General features: G+C 52.2%; 15 protein-coding genes, 1 pseudogene and 1 CRISPR repeat array. Of the genes and pseudogenes, 7 read left to right on the top strand and 9 right to left on the bottom strand.

Annotated elements, in window-relative coordinates:
- Window positions 1-64: 64 nt before the first annotated feature.
- Entirely contained in the window at window positions 65-313 is a 249-nt protein-coding gene (locus MVK60_RS04875) for a hypothetical protein (protein ID WP_297437029.1), read from the top strand.
- A gap of 128 nt (window positions 314-441) precedes the next feature.
- Window positions 442-1,953 carry an AMP phosphorylase gene (locus MVK60_RS04870; RefSeq protein WP_297437027.1) on the top strand — a complete coding sequence of 504 codons (1,512 nt, stop codon included), beginning with the start codon at window positions 442-444 and terminating at the stop codon, window positions 1,951-1,953.
- A 20-nt stretch (window positions 1,954-1,973) separates the two neighbouring features.
- Here the strand turns inward: MVK60_RS04870 and MVK60_RS04865 are convergent, their stop codons facing one another.
- A complete protein-coding gene (locus tag MVK60_RS04865; protein WP_297437025.1) occupies window positions 1,974-2,363 on the bottom strand; it encodes a DUF2095 family protein in 390 nt (129 codons plus the stop codon).
- A gap of 58 nt (window positions 2,364-2,421) precedes the next feature.
- Here MVK60_RS04865 and MVK60_RS04860 point away from each other — a divergent pair, with 58 nt between their 5' ends.
- The 3 genes from MVK60_RS04860 to MVK60_RS04850 all read left to right on the top strand — a co-directional run bounded on the left by MVK60_RS04860 (window position 2,422) and on the right by MVK60_RS04850 (window position 4,930).
- A complete protein-coding gene (locus MVK60_RS04860) occupies window positions 2,422-2,886 on the top strand; it encodes a DUF123 domain-containing protein (protein WP_297437023.1) in 465 nt (154 codons plus the stop codon).
- The gene (locus MVK60_RS04855) at window positions 2,861-3,622 is read left to right on the top strand and encodes a geranylgeranylglyceryl/heptaprenylglyceryl phosphate synthase (RefSeq protein WP_297437125.1); all 762 of its coding nucleotides are present in this window, start codon (window positions 2,861-2,863) and stop codon (window positions 3,620-3,622) included. Before MVK60_RS04860 ends, MVK60_RS04855 begins: the two co-directional genes overlap by 26 nt.
- A 117-nt stretch (window positions 3,623-3,739) precedes the next feature.
- Window positions 3,740-4,930 (top strand): magnesium transporter, encoded by a 1,191-nt coding sequence (locus MVK60_RS04850; protein WP_297437021.1) that lies wholly within the window; start codon window positions 3,740-3,742, stop codon window positions 4,928-4,930.
- 6 nt (window positions 4,931-4,936) lie between these two features.
- On the opposite strand, the gene MVK60_RS04845 is transcribed toward MVK60_RS04850, so the two are convergent.
- Window positions 4,937-5,176 carry a hypothetical protein gene (locus MVK60_RS04845; RefSeq protein ID WP_297437123.1) on the bottom strand — a complete coding sequence of 80 codons (240 nt, stop codon included), beginning with the start codon at window positions 5,174-5,176 and terminating at the stop codon, window positions 4,937-4,939.
- A gap of 189 nt (window positions 5,177-5,365) precedes the next feature.
- Between MVK60_RS04845 and MVK60_RS04840 the strand changes: the two are divergent.
- Window positions 5,366-6,165: pseudogene (locus MVK60_RS04840) on the top strand (M55 family metallopeptidase).
- A gap of 202 nt (window positions 6,166-6,367) precedes the next feature.
- Here the strand turns inward: MVK60_RS04840 and MVK60_RS04835 are convergent.
- The 7 genes from MVK60_RS04835 to MVK60_RS04805 form a co-directional block, all read right to left on the bottom strand.
- Window positions 6,368-8,647 (bottom strand): DEAD/DEAH box helicase, encoded by a 2,280-nt coding sequence (locus tag MVK60_RS04835; RefSeq protein WP_297437019.1) that lies wholly within the window; start codon window positions 8,645-8,647, stop codon window positions 6,368-6,370.
- A gap of 84 nt (window positions 8,648-8,731) precedes the next feature.
- Window positions 8,732-9,406: a ScpA family protein gene (locus MVK60_RS04830; RefSeq protein WP_297437122.1), complete on the bottom strand. Its 675-nt coding sequence runs from the start codon at window positions 9,404-9,406 to the stop codon at window positions 8,732-8,734.
- Between the two features lie 10 nt (window positions 9,407-9,416).
- The gene (gene smc / locus MVK60_RS04825) at window positions 9,417-12,983 is read right to left on the bottom strand and encodes a chromosome segregation protein SMC (protein WP_297437017.1); all 3,567 of its coding nucleotides are present in this window, start codon (window positions 12,981-12,983) and stop codon (window positions 9,417-9,419) included.
- 87 nt (window positions 12,984-13,070) lie between these two features.
- Window positions 13,071-13,505 (bottom strand): DUF835 domain-containing protein, encoded by a 435-nt coding sequence (locus MVK60_RS04820; RefSeq protein ID WP_297437015.1) that lies wholly within the window; start codon window positions 13,503-13,505, stop codon window positions 13,071-13,073.
- A 165-nt stretch (window positions 13,506-13,670) separates the two neighbouring features.
- Entirely contained in the window at window positions 13,671-14,075 is a 405-nt protein-coding gene (gene mce / locus MVK60_RS04815) for a methylmalonyl-CoA epimerase (protein ID WP_297437013.1), read from the bottom strand.
- On the bottom strand, window positions 14,072-15,031 hold the full coding sequence (meaB, locus tag MVK60_RS04810) for a methylmalonyl Co-A mutase-associated GTPase MeaB (protein ID WP_297437120.1): 960 nt from the start codon (window positions 15,029-15,031) through the stop codon (window positions 14,072-14,074). Before meaB ends, mce begins: the two co-directional genes overlap by 4 nt.
- Before the next feature lie 47 nt (window positions 15,032-15,078).
- Window positions 15,079-15,507 carry a cobalamin B12-binding domain-containing protein gene (locus MVK60_RS04805; RefSeq protein ID WP_297437118.1) on the bottom strand — a complete coding sequence of 143 codons (429 nt, stop codon included), beginning with the start codon at window positions 15,505-15,507 and terminating at the stop codon, window positions 15,079-15,081.
- Window positions 15,508-15,657: 150 nt separating this feature from the next.
- Here MVK60_RS04805 and MVK60_RS04800 point away from each other — a divergent pair, with 150 nt between their 5' ends.
- Window positions 15,658-16,317: a PHP domain-containing protein gene (locus MVK60_RS04800; protein WP_297437116.1), complete on the top strand. Its 660-nt coding sequence runs from the start codon at window positions 15,658-15,660 to the stop codon at window positions 16,315-16,317.
- Between the two features lie 15 nt (window positions 16,318-16,332).
- Window positions 16,333-16,835: direct repeats of the CRISPR family, unit length 30 nt; unit sequence GTTTCAATTCTCCTAGAGTCTTATTGCAAC.
- Window positions 16,836-16,847 lie beyond the last annotated feature (12 nt).

The following is a 16,847-nucleotide window of genomic DNA, read 5'->3' as shown; positions in this document are numbered from 1 at the left end:
TTACCCTCTCTTGAAATCGCTAAATTTTTAAGACCATTTTTAAATCTTCTCCGGGGGTGGTCCCATGAGGGTCAGACTCGGCTATCCCGATCGGATAGTCGAGGTGGCCGATGGACGGGTCTACCTCTTCAACGGGAGACTTCTGAGTGCCCCCATTGAGGAGGTCCTTAACCAGTACACAAAGGGGGAGGGGCTTCTGCATCCAGAGCTCAGGGATGTTGTACCGGACGTTGTGCGTCTGCTGCTTAGAGGAGGGGATCTTGGGAGTATTGCCCCATTCCCTGCATCAAACGTGCAAACTGCCAGCGGGTGATTTTGTTTTTACATCCCCCCGTTATTCAGGTCAGATCTCTGTTCGATTTTTGTGGCGTACACCTCAAAAACCTTTAAGTACCCTTTCTCCAAAAATAAGGAACTCGTGAGTACGTTGGAGGGATTGAGATGAAGGCCAAGGTTAAGCTGTTGGACCTACACAGCGGTAGGTATTCCGTGTTCATAAACGAAGAGGAAGCCAAGAAAGCGGGGCTTCACCCGGATGATTTGGTAAAGCTTGAAGCCGGGAAGAAGAGCGTGTACGGAAGCGTCGTTCTGAGCAGCCTGATAAACGTTGGTGAGATGGGGGTCAGCAGGGATATCCTTAAACTGCACAACTTCTCGGAGGGAGAGGTCGTATCGGTAATCCCAACCGGTACCCCGGAGAGTGTTCGATACATAAAGAAGAAGATGCACGGGGAGAAACTCCGGAAGGTCGAGATAGAGGCGATAATCAAGGACATCGTGGACAGGAAGCTCCGTGACATTGAGATAAGCTCATTTGTGACGTCCCTTGAGATAAACGGCCTGGACATGGACGAGATCGCCGCGCTGACGATAGCGATGGCTGAAACGGGTGACATGCTCGACATAGACAGGAAGCCGATAATGGACGTCCACAGCATCGGAGGCGTCCCCGGAAACAAGACAAACATCCTCGTCGTGCCGATAGTGGCGGCCTCTGGCCTCACAATACCCAAGACCAGCTCAAGGGCAATAACCAGCGCCGCAGGAACCGCGGACGTCGTTGAGGTGTTTGCAGATGTAAGTTTCTCCCTCGATGAGATAAAGCGCATCGTTGAGAAGATTGGGGCGTGCCTAGTGTGGGGTGGTGCGCTCAACCTTGCACCCGCGGATGATATAACGATCAAATCGGAGAGGGCGCTCAGTATAGACCCGACGGGGCTCATGCTAGCCAGCATAATGTCCAAGAAGTACGCAATGGGAAGTCAGTACGTTCTCATCGACATCCCTGCGGGCAGGGGGGTTAAGGTCGAGAGCCTTGAAGAGGCCCGCTCTTTGTCAAGGGACTTCATAGAACTCGGAAAGAGGCTGGGTCAGTACGTTGAGGTCGCGGTTACGTACGGCGGCCAGCCCATCGGCCACACAGTGGGACCTGCACTTGAGGCCAGGGAAGCGTTGAAGGCTCTCATGACCGGTCAGGGGCCTGGAAGTCTGATAGAGAAGGCAACCGGGCTCGCAGGTATTCTTCTTGAGATGGGTGGTGTTGCCCCACAGGGCATGGGCAAAAAGATGGCCAAGGAGATACTTGAGAGCGGCAAGGCCTACGAGAAGATGCGCGAGATCATCGAGGAACAGGGAGGCGATCCAAATATCAAACCGGAGGACATACAGGTCGGTGACAAGACCTACACATTTGCGGCCCCCACCAGCGGCTACGTTACCGGGATAGATAACAGAGCCATAACCGGAATAGCTAGAGCTGCTGGTGCTCCAGAGGACAAGGGTGCGGGTCTGGAACTCTACGTTAAGGTCGGTGAGAAGATCAAGGAAGGTGAACCCCTCTTCACGGTACACGCCGAAACCGAGGCGAAGCTTGATCAGGCTATAGTCTTCGCAAGGAGGGCTGAACCGATTCGGATTGAGGGAATGGTCCTTCAGCGAATCGGTAATATCTGAACCTTTATCTTTTTCAACTTTCATTCCCGTCTGTGTTTCTCGTACCAGCCCCACTCCTTTTTGGGACCGAACGCCCTGACACCTTTTCTTACGAGGGTTATACGGAGTTCTTTGGCGATGTCGTGGGTTATCTCCCCGTGATCTTCCATCCAGTTGATTATCTCAAGGGCCTCCTCGTCGGTCTCACAGCGCCGAAGGAAGTCCACCACGGTTGGGCTGTAGCCGGAGAAATCGCAGGTCTCGTCGAGCTCCTTCTCGGCCTTCTCCCCGCTGGCTCTGTACCCGCTCACGGGGACGCCTTCTCCTTCAAGCTCCCTGTGCAGGTGGGGGAACGTTTCCTTGAACTCGTCTCTGCTGTACTCCTGCCAAGCGAAGTCATCGACGGGCGGTTTTTTCTTCTTTTTCTCCATACCAACACCTATCCAACTTGTCCAAAGGTATTTATAAACCTGGGGGAGATTTTCACACATGAGGGGATCGTACTTTCTGGTGATCCAACTGGACGCCGATGGTGAAATCAGAACAAAAGGTAAGGTTTTCCAACTCCGTGAAGGCCACTACGTCTACGTGGGCTCCGCCATGAACTCGTTGGAGAAGCGCGTGGGGAGGCATTTCAAGCGGGACAAAAAGCTTCACTGGCACATAGACTACCTTCTCAGGAAGGCCAGACTTCTGAGGGCATACCTCATTCCAAGCGAGGAGAGGCTTGAGGAAAGGCTTTCACTGGAGGTCTCGAAGTACGGGGAGCCGGTTAAGGACTTTGGAGCGGGCGATGTGAGGGTCAATACGAACCTGTACCTCTTTGAGGGTGAGCCGGACGACGCACTCACCGAAATACTGAAGCGCTTGGGCCTTCGTTGGATAAAGGTTAAAAGCTTGGATGAAATTATTGGGTCCGGTGAGAAAAATGAGGTTAGAGCTCGGAAAGGTTGAAACCCACATTCACGAGAAGCTTAAGAACAGTCCCCTTCACTTCGTTCTTCTGGATCCGGATGATGTGAGTCCTGGGATTGCTGGAAAGATTGCAGCGGTTAGCGAGGAGGTCGGTGTTGATGCCGTGATGGTTGGTGGTTCCACTGGTGCCGAGGGTGAGGTTCTGGACGCCGTTGTCCGTTCAATAAAGGAGAGTTCAGACCTTCCTGTCATCCTGTTTCCCGGCTCTCACGGTGGAATAAGTGGGTACGCCGATGCCATCTTCTTTATGAGTCTTTTGAACTCTAGAAATCCCTTCTTCATAACGGGTGCCCAGGCTCTTGGTGCCATCCAGGTAAAGCGCTACGGCATTGAGCCCATTCCGATGGCCTACCTTATAATCGAACCCGGTGAGACTGTCGGGTGGGTGGGGGACGCCAGGGCAATCCCTCGTCACAAACCTAAAATAGCGGCCGCCTACGCCCTTGCCGGTCAGTATCTGGGCATGCGCTTGGTTTACCTTGAGGCTGGGAGCGGGGCGCCGGAACCTGTTCCACCTCATATGATAGCAGCCGTCAAGAGTGTCATTGACGTACCCCTCATCGTAGGCGGTGGCATAAGAACCGCGGGTGCTGCGGAAGCAGCAGTGAGGGCAGGTGCTGATATAGTGGTCACCGGAACTGCTATTGAGAAGGCCCGATCCCCCGAAGAGGCAAAAAAGAAACTCGAGGAGCTAAACTCAGCGATAAAATCATGAGTTCCTGGCGTGGTGGTTGAGCCACAACTTTTTTATAGTCTTTCTTCCACCCTGAATCGCCAGTGTTCCAAAAAGTCTGGGAGGTGCCGGAGATGAAAGTCATTAGGGGTGAGGAGGATGACCGTAGTCAAAGCGGCAATAGGCACTTCAAAGACCTTCAGGGGCAAGCTCAGGGACGCGTTTCTCCTGTCGCTTCCGGCGCTGTTTCTGTGCCTGATATTTGACTTTGTCGGTGGTGCGGTTCTCGGTAAGAATTGGAACACCATAATGTCCTATTTCCCGATTCTGGTTTTCATCATGCCCGGTTTGATGGATCTCAGGGGCAACATATTCTCCGCGTTGGCATCGCGCTTCACAACGAAGCTTCACTTGGGCCTCATCGACAGCGTTCGCGACCCCGAGGTGACGACCCAGATAGTAATGGCAATCCTGAGTAGCAAGATTCCCCTTATAGTCCTCTGGATCGTTGGTCTGCTCATGATCCACAACTTCGTACAGAACGTTATAGTCCTGCTCATGGTTGTGGCCTCAGCCATATTCATCGGCGTCATCCTCGGCTACGGTACTGCGTTGATAACGGTACTGCCGTTTAAGAGGGGCTACGACCCGGATCTAATAGCCGCGCCCCTGATAAGCTCTCTGGCCGACCTGATAACGATGCCAACGATGGTTTACTTCGCTCTCCTCTACCTTCACCACCCCGGCCCGTTTTATGTCCTGGCGTTTACAATGCTGGGGATCTTGATATGGTTGACGTTTCGGGCGAAGTTCAAGCATGAGCACAGGAGGGCATTTGGTGAGCTCGCGGCCGTGATAGGTGCGATGGCCCTCATCGAGACCGTAACCGGTGGTCTGCTTGTCACCTACGAGAAGATAATCAACGCAGTGATAATCGTCAGCGTTATGTGGCCCAGCGTGAACGACAGCATGGGGAACTTTGGCTCGATAATCGCGGCAAAGGTTTCAACGAAGATTCATCTTGAGGGTGTTGAGGCTGTCAAGAGTAGAGAAACGCTCTACGACGTTCTCTCGCTGTTCATCCTCGCTCCGATAATAGGTTACCTTACAAACTTAATCTCCATGTGGGTGGTTGTTCACTACATCCACCGGCCCGCGAGGATCCTCTGGAGCTTTGTCCTTGGATTTCCAGTGGTCATACTGACGGCAATGCTGATAGGCCTCGTCGTCGCGATTCTAGCCGAAAAGTACAGCTGGGATCCAGACAACGTTGCAATACCCGTCGTCACAACCCTCAGCGACGTCATAGGGACGATGTTCTTGGTCTGGGTTGCGCTGAGCTCGTTGTAAAAAAGATCAGATCTCGCTAAGAACCCTGAAGTTTATCTTTCCGTTTTTTATGGCCTTTTTGAGCTCGGATAGAAGGCCTGCGGGGTTATCCTCCACGATCTCGACCCTTACCTCACTAATTCCCTCGGCGTTGGGTGGAAGGAAGTGGATGTCCCGTATCCTACCCTGTATTCTATCATACAGACGAGATAACACGGTCCCTCTACCTTTATAGGGAAGTTTTATGTCCAGTTCAACTATTTTCATGCTTCTCACCATTCTATTCTTTCAAAGAAGGTCTATATAACCTTTTTCATGAGCAGGGATTATCGGTCCCCCATCTGAATATTCCCTGTGGTTATTAAAATTCCGAGAGATTTATATCTAATCGCTTCCATCCTTTTCTGGTGATATTATGAAGGTGTTTATATCCCTTGCTCTGGAGGGTCTTCCTACGTGGTTAGCAGGGAACATCTTTTCGTGGGAGGTTCCCTTTACTCCGAAGCTCGGAGAATAGCAACGAAGGTTGTGAGGGTCGTTGTGGAGACCCTTCATGAGAACGGTGTTGATGAAGTTGTGGTGGCTGATAGTCACGGTCCGATGGTCAACATCTTGGTTGACGAGATGCTTTCATACCTCAAGCTCGTGAGAGGCTTCCCGCGCCCGCTGAGCATGTTGCGGGAGCTAAGGGGACCGATTTGGCGATTTTTCTGGAGTACCATGCCAAGGCCGGAACCGGTCGTGCAATCTTTGACCACACATACAGTAGCGCTACCGTCGACCGCCTTGAAATCAGCGGAGTGGAGGTCAGTGAGGCCCTCCTAAATGCATACCTTCTTGGGGAGTGAGGGGTTCCAGTTTCCATGGTTGCTGGTGGTAGTGTCCCCCTTGAGACCGATGTTGAGGAACGCCTGCCATGGGCGGCGGGCGTAGTTTTGAAGGAGAGTTTTGGCAGATACTCTGCGATTAGTCCTGGGATGGGTGATATCAGAGAAATTCTCCGTGAAGGGACCCTTAAAGCAGTTAAACGCCTTGAAGAAGGGAGTCTGGAGCTTTTAAGGATAGGACCACCTGCTGAGGTTAAAATTCGCTTCCGTAACAGTGCTTTCGCTGAAACGGCTGAGCTTTTACCACAGGTTGGGAGGGTCGATGGAAAGACAGTGGTTTTTGAGGCCAGAAACGTCGAGGAAGCTTATTGGCTCGTTGAACTCCTAGTCTTTGCATCGGCAGGCGTGAGTTCGGTGGTCAATCGCTAATGGGTTAAAGGGGGAGAACACAGCGAACTCATCGGTGTTGGGTAGACATCTACTGGTGCCCTTTGTGAGGGTTCGCCACCGTCCTCCCCACACTGCCCCCCGTTAGCGCTCGAAGGGTGTGGGTGTGCCTTAGTGCTTCAATGGGGGCTCCTCAACGTGAGGAAAAGGGTTTGATATACTCGTCAACATGCCGACACGTTTTTCATCCTTCCTCAACGTAGGGGGCGGTGAGGATTTTCCTTATCTCCCTAGCCTTCTTTGGTCCTATCCCCTCGACCTCCTGAAGCTCCTCCTCTGTCGCAGTGAAAACCCTCTCAACGTTTCCGAAGTGCCTCAAGAGCCTCTTGGCGAGGGTTGCTGAGACGTTGGGTAGGCCCTCCACTATAAGTCTCTGCCTCTCGGCAGGGGTAAGGGCCTTCTTCTCACTCCTCAGTCTCACTTCCTTCTTTCGTTCCTCCTGTTCGCGCTTTGCTATCAGGTAAATGAAGCCCGCGGTTTCCTCTGGGCCGCTTGAGAACAGAATTGGCAGGCCCCAATCAAGGGTAACGGCGGCTATTGCCCCGCGTATTGCGTTGGGGTGAATGTTTCGTATTCCGTAGGGACTTCCCTCCATTATGATGAGGGGTTTCTCATAGGCTTCTTTCAGTCTCCCAGCCTGTTCAAAGAGCCGACCGTCTATTATCGACTGGATGAAGTCGTTAGCGCTCTTCCTTTCTATCCCGATGTCCTCGCTCACAACATAATCCGCAATGTCAAGCGTTCTTACCTCAACTTCGGCCCCCAGCTCCCTGAGGTACTTTGGAACGCCGCTCCTCAGCTCGCGTGAGTCCACGTAGACAACGATTCCCTTCTGTTTCCTCACGAAAACCGGCTTTACTGGAGGCTCCTGGGCGGTGCGTTTGGATGGACCTTTGCGGGCCCCCAACTCCCTCGTGGATCGACCTTTAACGAAGGCCTCAAGGGAGGCCTGCTTCTCCTTCTTAACCATCTCCCCCACCCTCTTTAGGACGTCGAACATAATCTTTTCTTTTCTTCTGGCGCTCCAGTAGTAGGCCTCGTCCCTCGTCCCCCGGGCCATCAGCACAACGACCCTTCCGGGCCTGTGCCTTCCGGTTCTTCCACGCCGCTGGATGCTTCTTATAGCGGAGGGAACGGGTTCGTAGAACACGACGAGGTCAACCTCGGGTACGTCGAGGCCCTCCTCCCCCACGCTCGTTGCCACCAGGACGTTGAACCCACCCCGGGAGAAGCGTTCTAAGGTTTCTCTCTGCTGTTTTTGACTCATGCCCCTGTCGTTCGATTTGCTGGCCTGCCCTATGAAGCGCTCCGCACTGATCCCCATCTCTCTGAGCTCCTCGACTATCTTCCTCCCGGTGTCACGGTAGTTGGTGAACACTATGATCTTGGAGGAGGGTTTCTCTTTTAATTGCTCCTTCAACAATTCTTTGAGCTTTTCCATCTTTGGATGGTCCACACCACTCTCCTTGGCCTGAACCAGCAGGTACGTCACCTTCCGCATACGGGAATCTCCCATGAGCTCCCGGCTTGATTTAGTTCTCCTGTCCTCCCTGAGCTTTTTCAGGTACGACCTCAGTGCGGTGAGCCCCTGCGTCTCAAGCAGTTCGATTGCGTGCTGGAGTTTTATCGCCTTTGTCTGATGGAGCATCAGATGTCCTGTAGCGTAGTTGCCTTTTGCAACCTCCGCGTTGATTCTCCTTCCAGCCTCCAGTATCTCCCTTTTAGATATGTCCGGTGAGTACGTGCTCACGAACTTGAACTGCGCGAGCGGTTTGAGACTTTCTTTCAGCATATCACGGAGAAGTGAGCGGACCTCCTTGTATATCGGGGGCAGGTCGACTTTAAGCCACTCAAACTCGACCTTCTGAACGTAAGGTTTTACATCGGGCGAACTCTCGCTTCTAAACTCGACGTGTTCTATACTGAGGTTCTTCACAACTTCCATTATCCTCTCCTCATTGCTTCCGGGAGAGGCAGTTAGGGCCAGTATACGGGGATGCTTTGCGCTCTTGCGGTACTCCCCGGCAATGAATACGTAGGAATAGCTTCCAACCGCGCGATGGGCCTCGTCTATCACCAGAAGAACGACGTCCTCGAGCGATATCCTACCGGTTATGATATCGTTCTCGATCGTTTGAGGTGTTGCGGTTATTATGGTGCTCTCCTCCCAGACCTTCTGCCGCCCTTTGGGTGGAAGCTCCCCTGTAAGGACGTTTATCCTTTCGGTTGGGATGTTGAAGAGTTTTCTGAAGTTCTTCTCGTGCTGAATGGCTAAGGGCTTTGTGGGGGCGAGCACGAGGACTTTACCCCCGTACTTTTCAAGCCGGTAGTCCGCTATGAGCATGGCCACTAAGGTCTTCCCGAGCCCCGTGGGGAGGACAACCAGACAGTTTCTCTCCTTGCACCGTGCATAGATTACCTCTTGGTAAACCCTGGGCTGAACGAGGTCTCTGCGCAGATACATATGACCATTTTTGATAAGGAAGTTTATAAATTCGCCGCTGAACCGGCGGGTGGGATTGATCCGGAGGCACCGCTGTCCCCTGCATCAGGAACTCGCTTTGAGGTCCCGCTCCAGTGGGACTATGTAGATGTCTCCAAAGGGTTCCTCTTGAATGAGCTTCACCCTGCCCATGTTGGACAGGAACAGCAGATAGAGGAAAGTCCTTGCAACGATCTTGGGGGTCGGGTCGAAGACCAGCTCCCAGAATTCTATCTTTTCCCCCTTCTCCCTGTAAACGTTCCTGACTACCTCGTACAGTCTGTTAACGTGTTTCTCGATGTCGACCCTGAAATCGTCGACTACGAAGATCTTCTCTTCTATGTTCTCCCGCTTCCTCGCCCGCGGTTTTTTACGTTCCGCTTCCTCCAGTGCATCCATAAGGGCCTCAAGAAGGTCATCAAACGTGTAGTAGCGTTCAACACGGCGCAGGGGAGGGGTTAGGGGTTCAACGTCCACGTGAATCCTCTCAGATTCGGTCTCCTCTTCCTCACGCTCGTCCTCGTACAGGAGGGCCTCACTCTTCATCCTTACTAGAACGGAAGCGGCTAAAATGGCCCTGGCCGAGACTCTGAGGTCGAGCTCCTTCATCTCCCTTAGCCGCTGTATGTACTTCTCCGTCAGGTCAACTATGTCTATGTTCCACGGGTCGATCTTTCCCAGGGTCACCAGCTGAAGGAGAATATCGATGGGGGTTACCTCCCCCTCAACGCGTGCCTCCACCTTCACCACCTCATCCGGCCAGGTGACCAAACATCTCCTCGTGTTCGGCCTCGCTCTTTGCCCTGGCCTTCTCCAGGTACTTCATAGCCTTTTCGAGGCTCAGCGATACCACCCTTGAAACCCCGTTTTGCATCGAGACCCCTATTATCCTCTCGGCGTTGGCCATCATGACGTCCCTGAGGGTCATGACTATGAACTGGCTGGACTTCGCCGACTCCTTGATGAGGTCGGCAACGCGTTTAACGTTGGCATCGTCAAGGTGCGCGTCTATCTCGTCGAACAGGTAGAACGGTGCGGGCCTGTAATGCTGGATTGCGAACACAAAGGCCAGTGCAGTCAGGGCTTTCTCTCCACCGCTCATCGCCTCTATCCTTTTGACATCCTTCCCTGCGGGTCTCGCTTCAACTTCAAGGCCGCCCGCGAAAGGATCGTCAGGGTTCTCCAGGACGAGCCTTGCGCTTCCTCCAGGTGATAGCTTTGCAAAAAGCTCTGAGAAGTTCTTTGCTATCTCGTTCAGCGTCTGCATGAAAACGTGCCGCTTCTGGCCCTCAATCTCCCCTATAAACTCTTCTATGCTTTCTTTCTCGGCCTCAACCTGCTCACGTTTGCTCTTGAGCTCCATATACCTGCGCTCCACGACTTCAAAGTCCTCAATGGCTTTCATGTTCACGGGTTCGAGGGCCTTTATCTCCTCCTCCATGTGTTCTATCTCATCTTTGAGGCCTTCAAGCTCAAACGGTACCTCTTTGATGGACCGTACCAGGGACGTTTCGAAGTGTTTAAGCTCTCCTCTCCTCTCCTCCAGAGCTGCATTGTACTGGGCAAGGCGTATCTTAAGGGTGTTGGCCTCTATCCTGAGGTTCTGGAGTTTGCTGGAGACATTCTCCTTTTCGGCGCGGAGCTCGGTCACCTCGTTCTTCAGCCTCTCCCGCCGTTCCCTTAACTCTTTGAGTTCGTCTTTGACGTTTTCTTCCGCCCTCTTAAGGTCCTCAAGCTCTTTCTCGTACCCAGCAATGGCGTTCTCGCTCTCCTTGATGTTCGCGTTGAGCGCATTTATCCTGTTTACTAGTCCCTCGATTTCCTCCTCGAGGTCGGCCTTTCTCGGAAGGAGCTCCTCGTTTATTCTCGCATCTAGACTCTCGAGTTTGCTCTCTACTTTGCCCAGCTCTTCCTTCAGTTTGCTTATTTCTGCTTCTACCTCGCGTATTTTAGCGTTCAGCTCCCTGGCCTCGGGGTTTTCAAGGGCTTTCTTAAGTTTGGTCTTCTTCCTCTCAAGCCGCTCTATCCTTCCTCTGAGCTTGGCGATCTCACCCTTAATTTCATGGATTTTCTCCTCGTAGGACTTGATAAGCGCTTCACTCTCTTCCGTATCCTCTTGAGTGGCCCCATCTTCGGCGAGGACCCTCTCTAATTCGCCCTGCAGGATCTGGAGGTCCTTTGTCAGATTGCTTTTTCTCATCCTCATCTCAAAGAGGTCATTCTGAAGTCCCTTTATCTCGACCGAGAGGGCATTCACCGAGGATTCCAGCGCCTCCCTCTCCCTCTCCACCGACTCCACTTTTTTCCTCAGTTCAGAAGTGTCCACTCCCATCCTGCCCTTCCGCCGGTAGTGGCCTCCGGTTATTGCACCGCTTTTTTCGAGGAGTTCGCCGCCGAGCGTGACCATCCTAACCTTCCCTATCCCCACGGTTCTTGCCTCGTCCATGTCCGAGACTATGAGCGTGTCCCCCAGGGCGTACGCAACGGCGTTCTTGAATCCGGGGTCGTACTGGATAACGTCCATAGCTGGAACACCGAGCTGGGGTCTCTCTCTAAGGGAGCGTGGTTTTATCTTATTAAGTGGAAGGAATGTGAGTCTTCCGAGTTTCTTTTCCTTCAGGAGTTTGATGGCCTTCTCGGCCACCCGGTCGTCCTCAACGACGATATTATCGTAGTGTCCACCGAGGGCAATTTCAACCGCCAGGGTGTAGCTTTCGTCGCCGACCTTTATGAGCTCTCCGAGGGGGCCGTACACTCCGGGAAGCTTCTGGTTCCTCAGGAACTCGATGGCCCTGTTGCCCCTCACTTCCCTCTGGGCCTCCGCTTTTATCAGTTCCTCCCGGGCTTTGGAAAGCTCTCCCGTTACCCTGTTCAACCTTCTCCTCTTCTCTTCCAGTTCTTTTTCCGCTTTCCGCAGTCTTGTCTCCGCCCCATCCATCCTGCTTTCCAGCTCACCAAGCTGGGAGCGCTTTTCATCCAGGGACTTTTTCAGTTCCTCGATCTTTGATTTTAGGGCAACCCTTTTCGCTTTGTTCTGGGCTATCCTGGTTTTCAGCCGTTCTATCTCGTCCTCGAACTTTTTGACATCCCCTTCCTTCATGTACATGGATTTCTTGGCTTCCTCAAGTTCATCGACCACCTTGTCGAATTCCTCCTTAGCCACGGCGAAGCTCTTGTCTATTTCCCCCAGTTTAATGACGAGCTCGTTTTTGACTACTTCTTTCTCCTTTATCTCGGCTTTGAGCTTCTCACGCCTCTTTGCCCATCGCTGAATCGCACTCTTGCTTTTCTCTATCTCGGAGGAGACCCGTTTGAGTTCCTCCTTAGCCTTTGCCAGCCGGATTTGACTGTCTTCAATCTCCCTCTCCGCATTTTCAATGTTCTTCTTGGCGAGTTCTATCTTTGATTGAACCTCGCTGATCTTCCGCGTCACCTCCAGGATGCCGTCCTCGCTCTTCTCTTCCAGCTCCCTTTCAATGGAATTCAGCTCCTTTTCTCTGGAGACTATCTCCTTGGCGACCTCTTTGAGGCGCTCCTCTATAGCATCCATCTCGGCTTTGATACTCGTATCCCTCTCCGTGCTCTCATTTATGAGGCGTTCAAGGGCCTGGATCTCACCCAGCAGCAGTGTTACTCTGGCCTTTTCAAGGCGCTCCTTGAGGTCGAGGTACCTGAGCGCATCGTTGCGCTCTTTCTCCAGTTTATCCAGCTGGCCCTTCACCTCCTTTATTAAGAGGTCAACACGGGCGAGGTTCTCCTCAGCCTGCTTTAGCTCGTTTAGGGCCTTCTCTTTCTTAGCATCGTACTCCGCGATCCCGGAGATCTCGTCTATTATCATCCTCCTCTCCGTGGGGCTCATTTTGATGAACTTGGTGATGTCTCCTTGAAGAACGAGGTTGTATCCCTCGGGGGAGATCATGGCGGCGCTTAGTATATCTAGGATATCGCTCCTGCTGGTCCTCTTTCCGTTCAGCCAGTACGCACTCCTTCCGTCAGGATAGACGCGGCGTTTGATGACGACCTCATCCTCGTCCAGAGGAAAGCCTCTATCGGCGTTGTTGAAATACATCGCAACTTCGGCGTACTTTGCCGCCGGTTCGTTTTTCGTCCCGGCGAAGATTAGATCGCTTATCCTTGTTGCGCGCATCGCCTTGGCCGAAAGGCCCCCAAGGACAAATAGAACCGCATCCCCTATGTTGCTTTTCCCGCTACCGTTGGCCCCAACTATGGCAGTAAAACCCTTAGAAACTGGAACGACAACTTTTCGGTTACCGTAGGATTTGAAACCCTTCATTTCAATCTTTTCAATGTACGGCATGCCCTACACCTAAAATGAGAGATGACGTGGATGGTTATATAAGTTTACCCTCTTGGTCAGTTGCTTCGGTTCGCAACATTGGGTCGTTTATTCAACGAGCCTCCTGAGAAGGGCAAGTGTTCTCTCGTCAATACCACCGCCTACCGTCACGTAGAGGTTTGAGTTCATAACCATTGCCATATCCCGGAGCCTGCTCACAAAACGGAGCGTCTGTTCAACGCCATGCTCCATCATGAGGTACTCGATGGCATCCACGATAACGTCGATCTCGCCGTTCATCTCCATCTGGTCCCACACCATCTGCTCCAGCACATGAAGGCGCGATGGGTCAATGCCTCCAGGGTGCTCTATCTTGGTTATCCATATTGGGTATACGTTCCTCCCGGTGACTTCTGCCGGGGGCCTCCTCGTTATTAGAACCTTCCGTCTCTCCGGCCTTTTGTAGAGCAGGCTGTGCAGATTTCTATAATCTACAACGACGCTGTTTTTATTTGCACTCCTTCTCCGGAGCAACATACACATCACGTAACACTAATTTTCATGGACTTAACATTGAGTTGGACAATAGTGGCTGTGTCCATTCAATTTATAAACTTTACCCCCCAATATTAGAAGGAGCTTGCAAGTGTTCGACGAACCCACTAAAAATTGAAAATCAATATAAAACATAGAGTTTTAAGGGCCCTTTCACTCGGATCCTCTCTCACAGAGTTCGAGCAGAACCCCCGTAACCGCTTTGGGGTGAACGAAGGCTATCCTTGCGCCGCCAGCACCCACGCGCGGTTTCTCGTCAATGAGCCTGTAACCGGACTCCTTGAGTTTGTTGAGGTGCTCCTCAATGTTTCCCACGCCGAGGGCTATGTGGTGGATTCCCTCACCGCGCTTGGCTATGAACCTAGCGATCGGCGAGTCCTCAGCCGTTGGTTCCAAGAGCTCAATCCTGCTCTCGCCAACGTGTATTATCGCGGTCCTGACCTTCTGGTCCGGTACCTCCTCCACCTCATCAACCTTCAATCCGAGGCCTTCCCAGACCTTCATGGCTTCCTCAAGGTTTTTAACGGCAATACCAACGTGGTCAATCTTCTTTATCATACTTTCACCCCCAGGGTTTTCTCAAGTATCATATCCGCGGCAGAGTAGGGATCCATCTCCCGCCCCACTATTTTACCTATCAGCTCCGAGACCTCCTCTTCATCCAACCGCTCGCTGATTATCTGCGCTATCTTTCCAGATATTATGGCCTTGATTTCCTCCGCGGCCCGGAAGGTTCTCTTTCTCTGGATTTCCCCGCTTTTCTCAAGGAACCTTCTGTGCTCGTTGATCACGTTCCAGAGCTCCCGGATTCCCCTCATGGTTGTCGCCACAGACTCCACTATCGGCGGCCTCCAACCGCGCCTCTCCCAGCGCTCTTTCTCAAGGTCCAGCATCATGTTGAGCTCGAAATACGTCGCGTCAGCCCCCTCCTTGTCGGCTTTGTTGATAACGAAGATGTCCGCTATCTCCATGAGTCCGGCTTTTATGGCCTGTATATCGTCCCCCAGCCCAGGGACTGTCACAAGAACCACGGTATCGGCGGTCTTTATAACGTCCACCTCTATCTGGCCGACCCCCACGGTCTCAACGAAGATGAGATCGCAACCGTACGCGTCCAGAACCTTTATCGCATCGCTGGTAGCCTTGGCAAGGCCACCGAGAGAACCACGCGTTGCCATGCTCCTTATGAACACACCGGGGTCTGTGGAGTGTCTCTGCATCCTTATTCGGTCCCCGAGGAGGGCCCCACCGGTGAAGGGTGATGTCGGGTCGATTGCTATAACGCCGACGATTTTGCCTTCCTCCCTTGCAACGTGGATGAGCTTGTCTAGAAGGGTGGATTTCCCTGCACCTGGAGGCCCCGTGATGCCGATTATGTACGCTTTTCCGGTGTGGGGGTAGATCTTCTTGACGATTTCTCTGGCCTTCTCCTCATCGTTCTCGACGAGGGTTATCAACCTGGCGGTGGCGCGCCTATCGCCCCTCAGCATACGTTCGATCAGGTCTTCTATCATTCCCACCACTTGGACAACCTATCCAAATAAGGATTATAAAGGTTGGCTCAGTCCGAGAACTTCTTAAGTCTCCTCACGTTTTCGTCTATGAACTCGACGATCTCGCTTATCGGGCTACCCGGTCCAAAGACCCGTCCAACGCCTAGTTCCTCAAGTTTCTTTGCATCGTCAGGAGGGATTATCCCCCCAGCGGTAATGAGTACGTCCTCGTTCGGTTTTAGATCCCTCTCCTCAAGGAGCCGGAGTATCTTCGGGATGAGGACCATGTGGGCACCCGACAGAATGCTTATGCCTAGGACGTCAACGTCCTCCTGGATGACGCTCTCTACTATCTGCTCCGGTGTCTGCCTTATCCCCGTGTATATGACCTCGAAGCCCGCATCACGAAGGGCCCTTGCTATGACCTTGGCCCCCCTATCGTGACCGTCGAGTCCCGGTTTAGCGATGAGAACCCTAACCTTTGAGCGTTCGACCATCTTCACCACCGTCCACTCTTAACCTGAGAAGTATTTAAAGGTTTGTCAAACCTCAAGTTTGAGTTTGACGTTGGATATTTTGTCCATTGCTCCGCCTTCAACGGCCTGAAAAGGTTTAAAGCAACGTGCGGCTATCCTGTGAGGATTGAAATGAAGCTTGCGTTTCCACATGACGTGCACACCCACACGACTTACTCCGATGGGAGGGGTTCGATGTGGGAAAACCTTGAGAACGCGGTTGCCGCTGGCCTTGAGGTACTTGGAATAAGCGACCACATCCACTACCTACCGCCGCGGGCCTTCAACACCTACGTGCGCGAGATAAAGATGGCCTTCAATGATGTCCCCCTCGTACTTCTCGTTGGGGTAGAGACCAACATAGTAGAAAACGGCCCGGATATCGCCGACTGGCAGGCGGAAAAACTGGATTACGTTATAGCCAGCGTCCACACATGGGTGAAGACCCCCGAGGAATACCTGGAACTGGTGAAGCTGGCACTGCTCGATGAGAACGTTGATGTAATCGGCCATTTTGGGGCGAGTTTCCCGTACGTTGGGTTTCCCCATCAGGCGTGCATAGATGAAGTTTTAAACATAGCGGAGGCAAATGGAAAGGCCTTTGAGATAAGCTCCCGCTATAAGGTTCCTGACCCCGGCTTCGTGAGGGAGTGCATCCGGCGCGGGATAAAGCTAACCTTCGCAAGTGATGCCCACTCACCGGGAGAAGTTGGCAGGATAGGATGGGCCGAGAGGGTCTTTCAAAAGGCCGGCGGAAGAAAGGAAGATCTGCTCTTCGGGGAGCTCTTGTAATCGGACATGAGTTGCGTTTCAATTCTCCTAGAGTCTTATTGCAACCTTTTTGCCCATACCTTTAGCTTGTATAGCTCGTAATAGTTTCAATTCTCCTAGAGTCTTATTGCAACCCCTAATCTTCTACCCTCCACTCATAAAACTCGAAGACGTTTCAATTCTCCTAGAGTCTTATTGCAACCGCCACCTTGGTTCATAGCAGAATTATCAGTGTTGAGGTTTCAATTCTCCTAGAGTCTTATTGCAACTGTCAATACTCAACCCCCCCTTAAACATATAGTAGTTGTTTCAATTCTCCTAGAGTCTTATTGCAACCATCGTCCGCTGAGACAGCCTTCATCATTTTTCCTACTTGTTTCAATTCTCCTAGAGTCTTATTGCAACGCTCCGACCTACTGATTTATTTACCTGCCTTATTTAGGTTTCAATTCTCCTAGAGTCTTATTGCAACAGCAAGATGGCAAGTTATACACTAAGAGATGTACTATGTTTCAATTCTCCTAGAGTCTTATTGCAACCTATATCTAACG

The sequence above is a fragment of the Thermococcus sp. genome (genome assembly GCF_026988555.1).
In the GTDB taxonomy this organism is placed as follows: Archaea; Methanobacteriota_B; Thermococci; order Thermococcales; family Thermococcaceae; genus Thermococcus.
The sequence above is the reverse complement of the archived record's forward strand: the minus strand, read 5'-3'. Positions and strand labels throughout refer to the sequence as shown.

What these genes read in the sequence shown, in the direction of transcription:
- MVK60_RS04850 (WP_297437021.1), top strand. Translation starts at nt 3,740, where the DNA reads ATGACCGTAGTCAAAGCGGCAATAGGCACTTCAAAGACCTTCAGGGGC.
- MVK60_RS04845 (WP_297437123.1), bottom strand. Translation starts at nt 5,176, where the DNA reads ATGAAAATAGTTGAACTGGACATAAAACTTCCCTATAAAGGTAGAGGG.
- meaB (WP_297437120.1), bottom strand. Translation starts at nt 15,031, where the DNA reads ATGATAGAAGACCTGATCGAACGTATGCTGAGGGGCGATAGGCGCGCC.
- MVK60_RS04835 (WP_297437019.1), bottom strand. Translation starts at nt 8,647, where the DNA reads ATGTATCTGCGCAGAGACCTCGTTCAGCCCAGGGTTTACCAAGAGGTA.
- MVK60_RS04860 (WP_297437023.1), top strand. Translation starts at nt 2,422, where the DNA reads ATGAGGGGATCGTACTTTCTGGTGATCCAACTGGACGCCGATGGTGAA.
- mce (WP_297437013.1), bottom strand. Translation starts at nt 14,075, where the DNA reads ATGATAAAGAAGATTGACCACGTTGGTATTGCCGTTAAAAACCTTGAG.
- MVK60_RS04800 (WP_297437116.1), top strand. Translation starts at nt 15,658, where the DNA reads ATGAAGCTTGCGTTTCCACATGACGTGCACACCCACACGACTTACTCC.
- MVK60_RS04875 (WP_297437029.1), top strand. Translation starts at nt 65, where the DNA reads ATGAGGGTCAGACTCGGCTATCCCGATCGGATAGTCGAGGTGGCCGAT.
- MVK60_RS04805 (WP_297437118.1), bottom strand. Translation starts at nt 15,507, where the DNA reads ATGGTCGAACGCTCAAAGGTTAGGGTTCTCATCGCTAAACCGGGACTC.
- MVK60_RS04870 (WP_297437027.1), top strand. Translation starts at nt 442, where the DNA reads ATGAAGGCCAAGGTTAAGCTGTTGGACCTACACAGCGGTAGGTATTCC.
- smc (WP_297437017.1), bottom strand. Translation starts at nt 12,983, where the DNA reads ATGCCGTACATTGAAAAGATTGAAATGAAGGGTTTCAAATCCTACGGT.
- MVK60_RS04865 (WP_297437025.1), bottom strand. Translation starts at nt 2,363, where the DNA reads ATGGAGAAAAAGAAGAAAAAACCGCCCGTCGATGACTTCGCTTGGCAG.
- MVK60_RS04855 (WP_297437125.1), top strand. Translation starts at nt 2,861, where the DNA reads ATGAGGTTAGAGCTCGGAAAGGTTGAAACCCACATTCACGAGAAGCTT.
- MVK60_RS04820 (WP_297437015.1), bottom strand. Translation starts at nt 13,505, where the DNA reads ATGTGTATGTTGCTCCGGAGAAGGAGTGCAAATAAAAACAGCGTCGTT.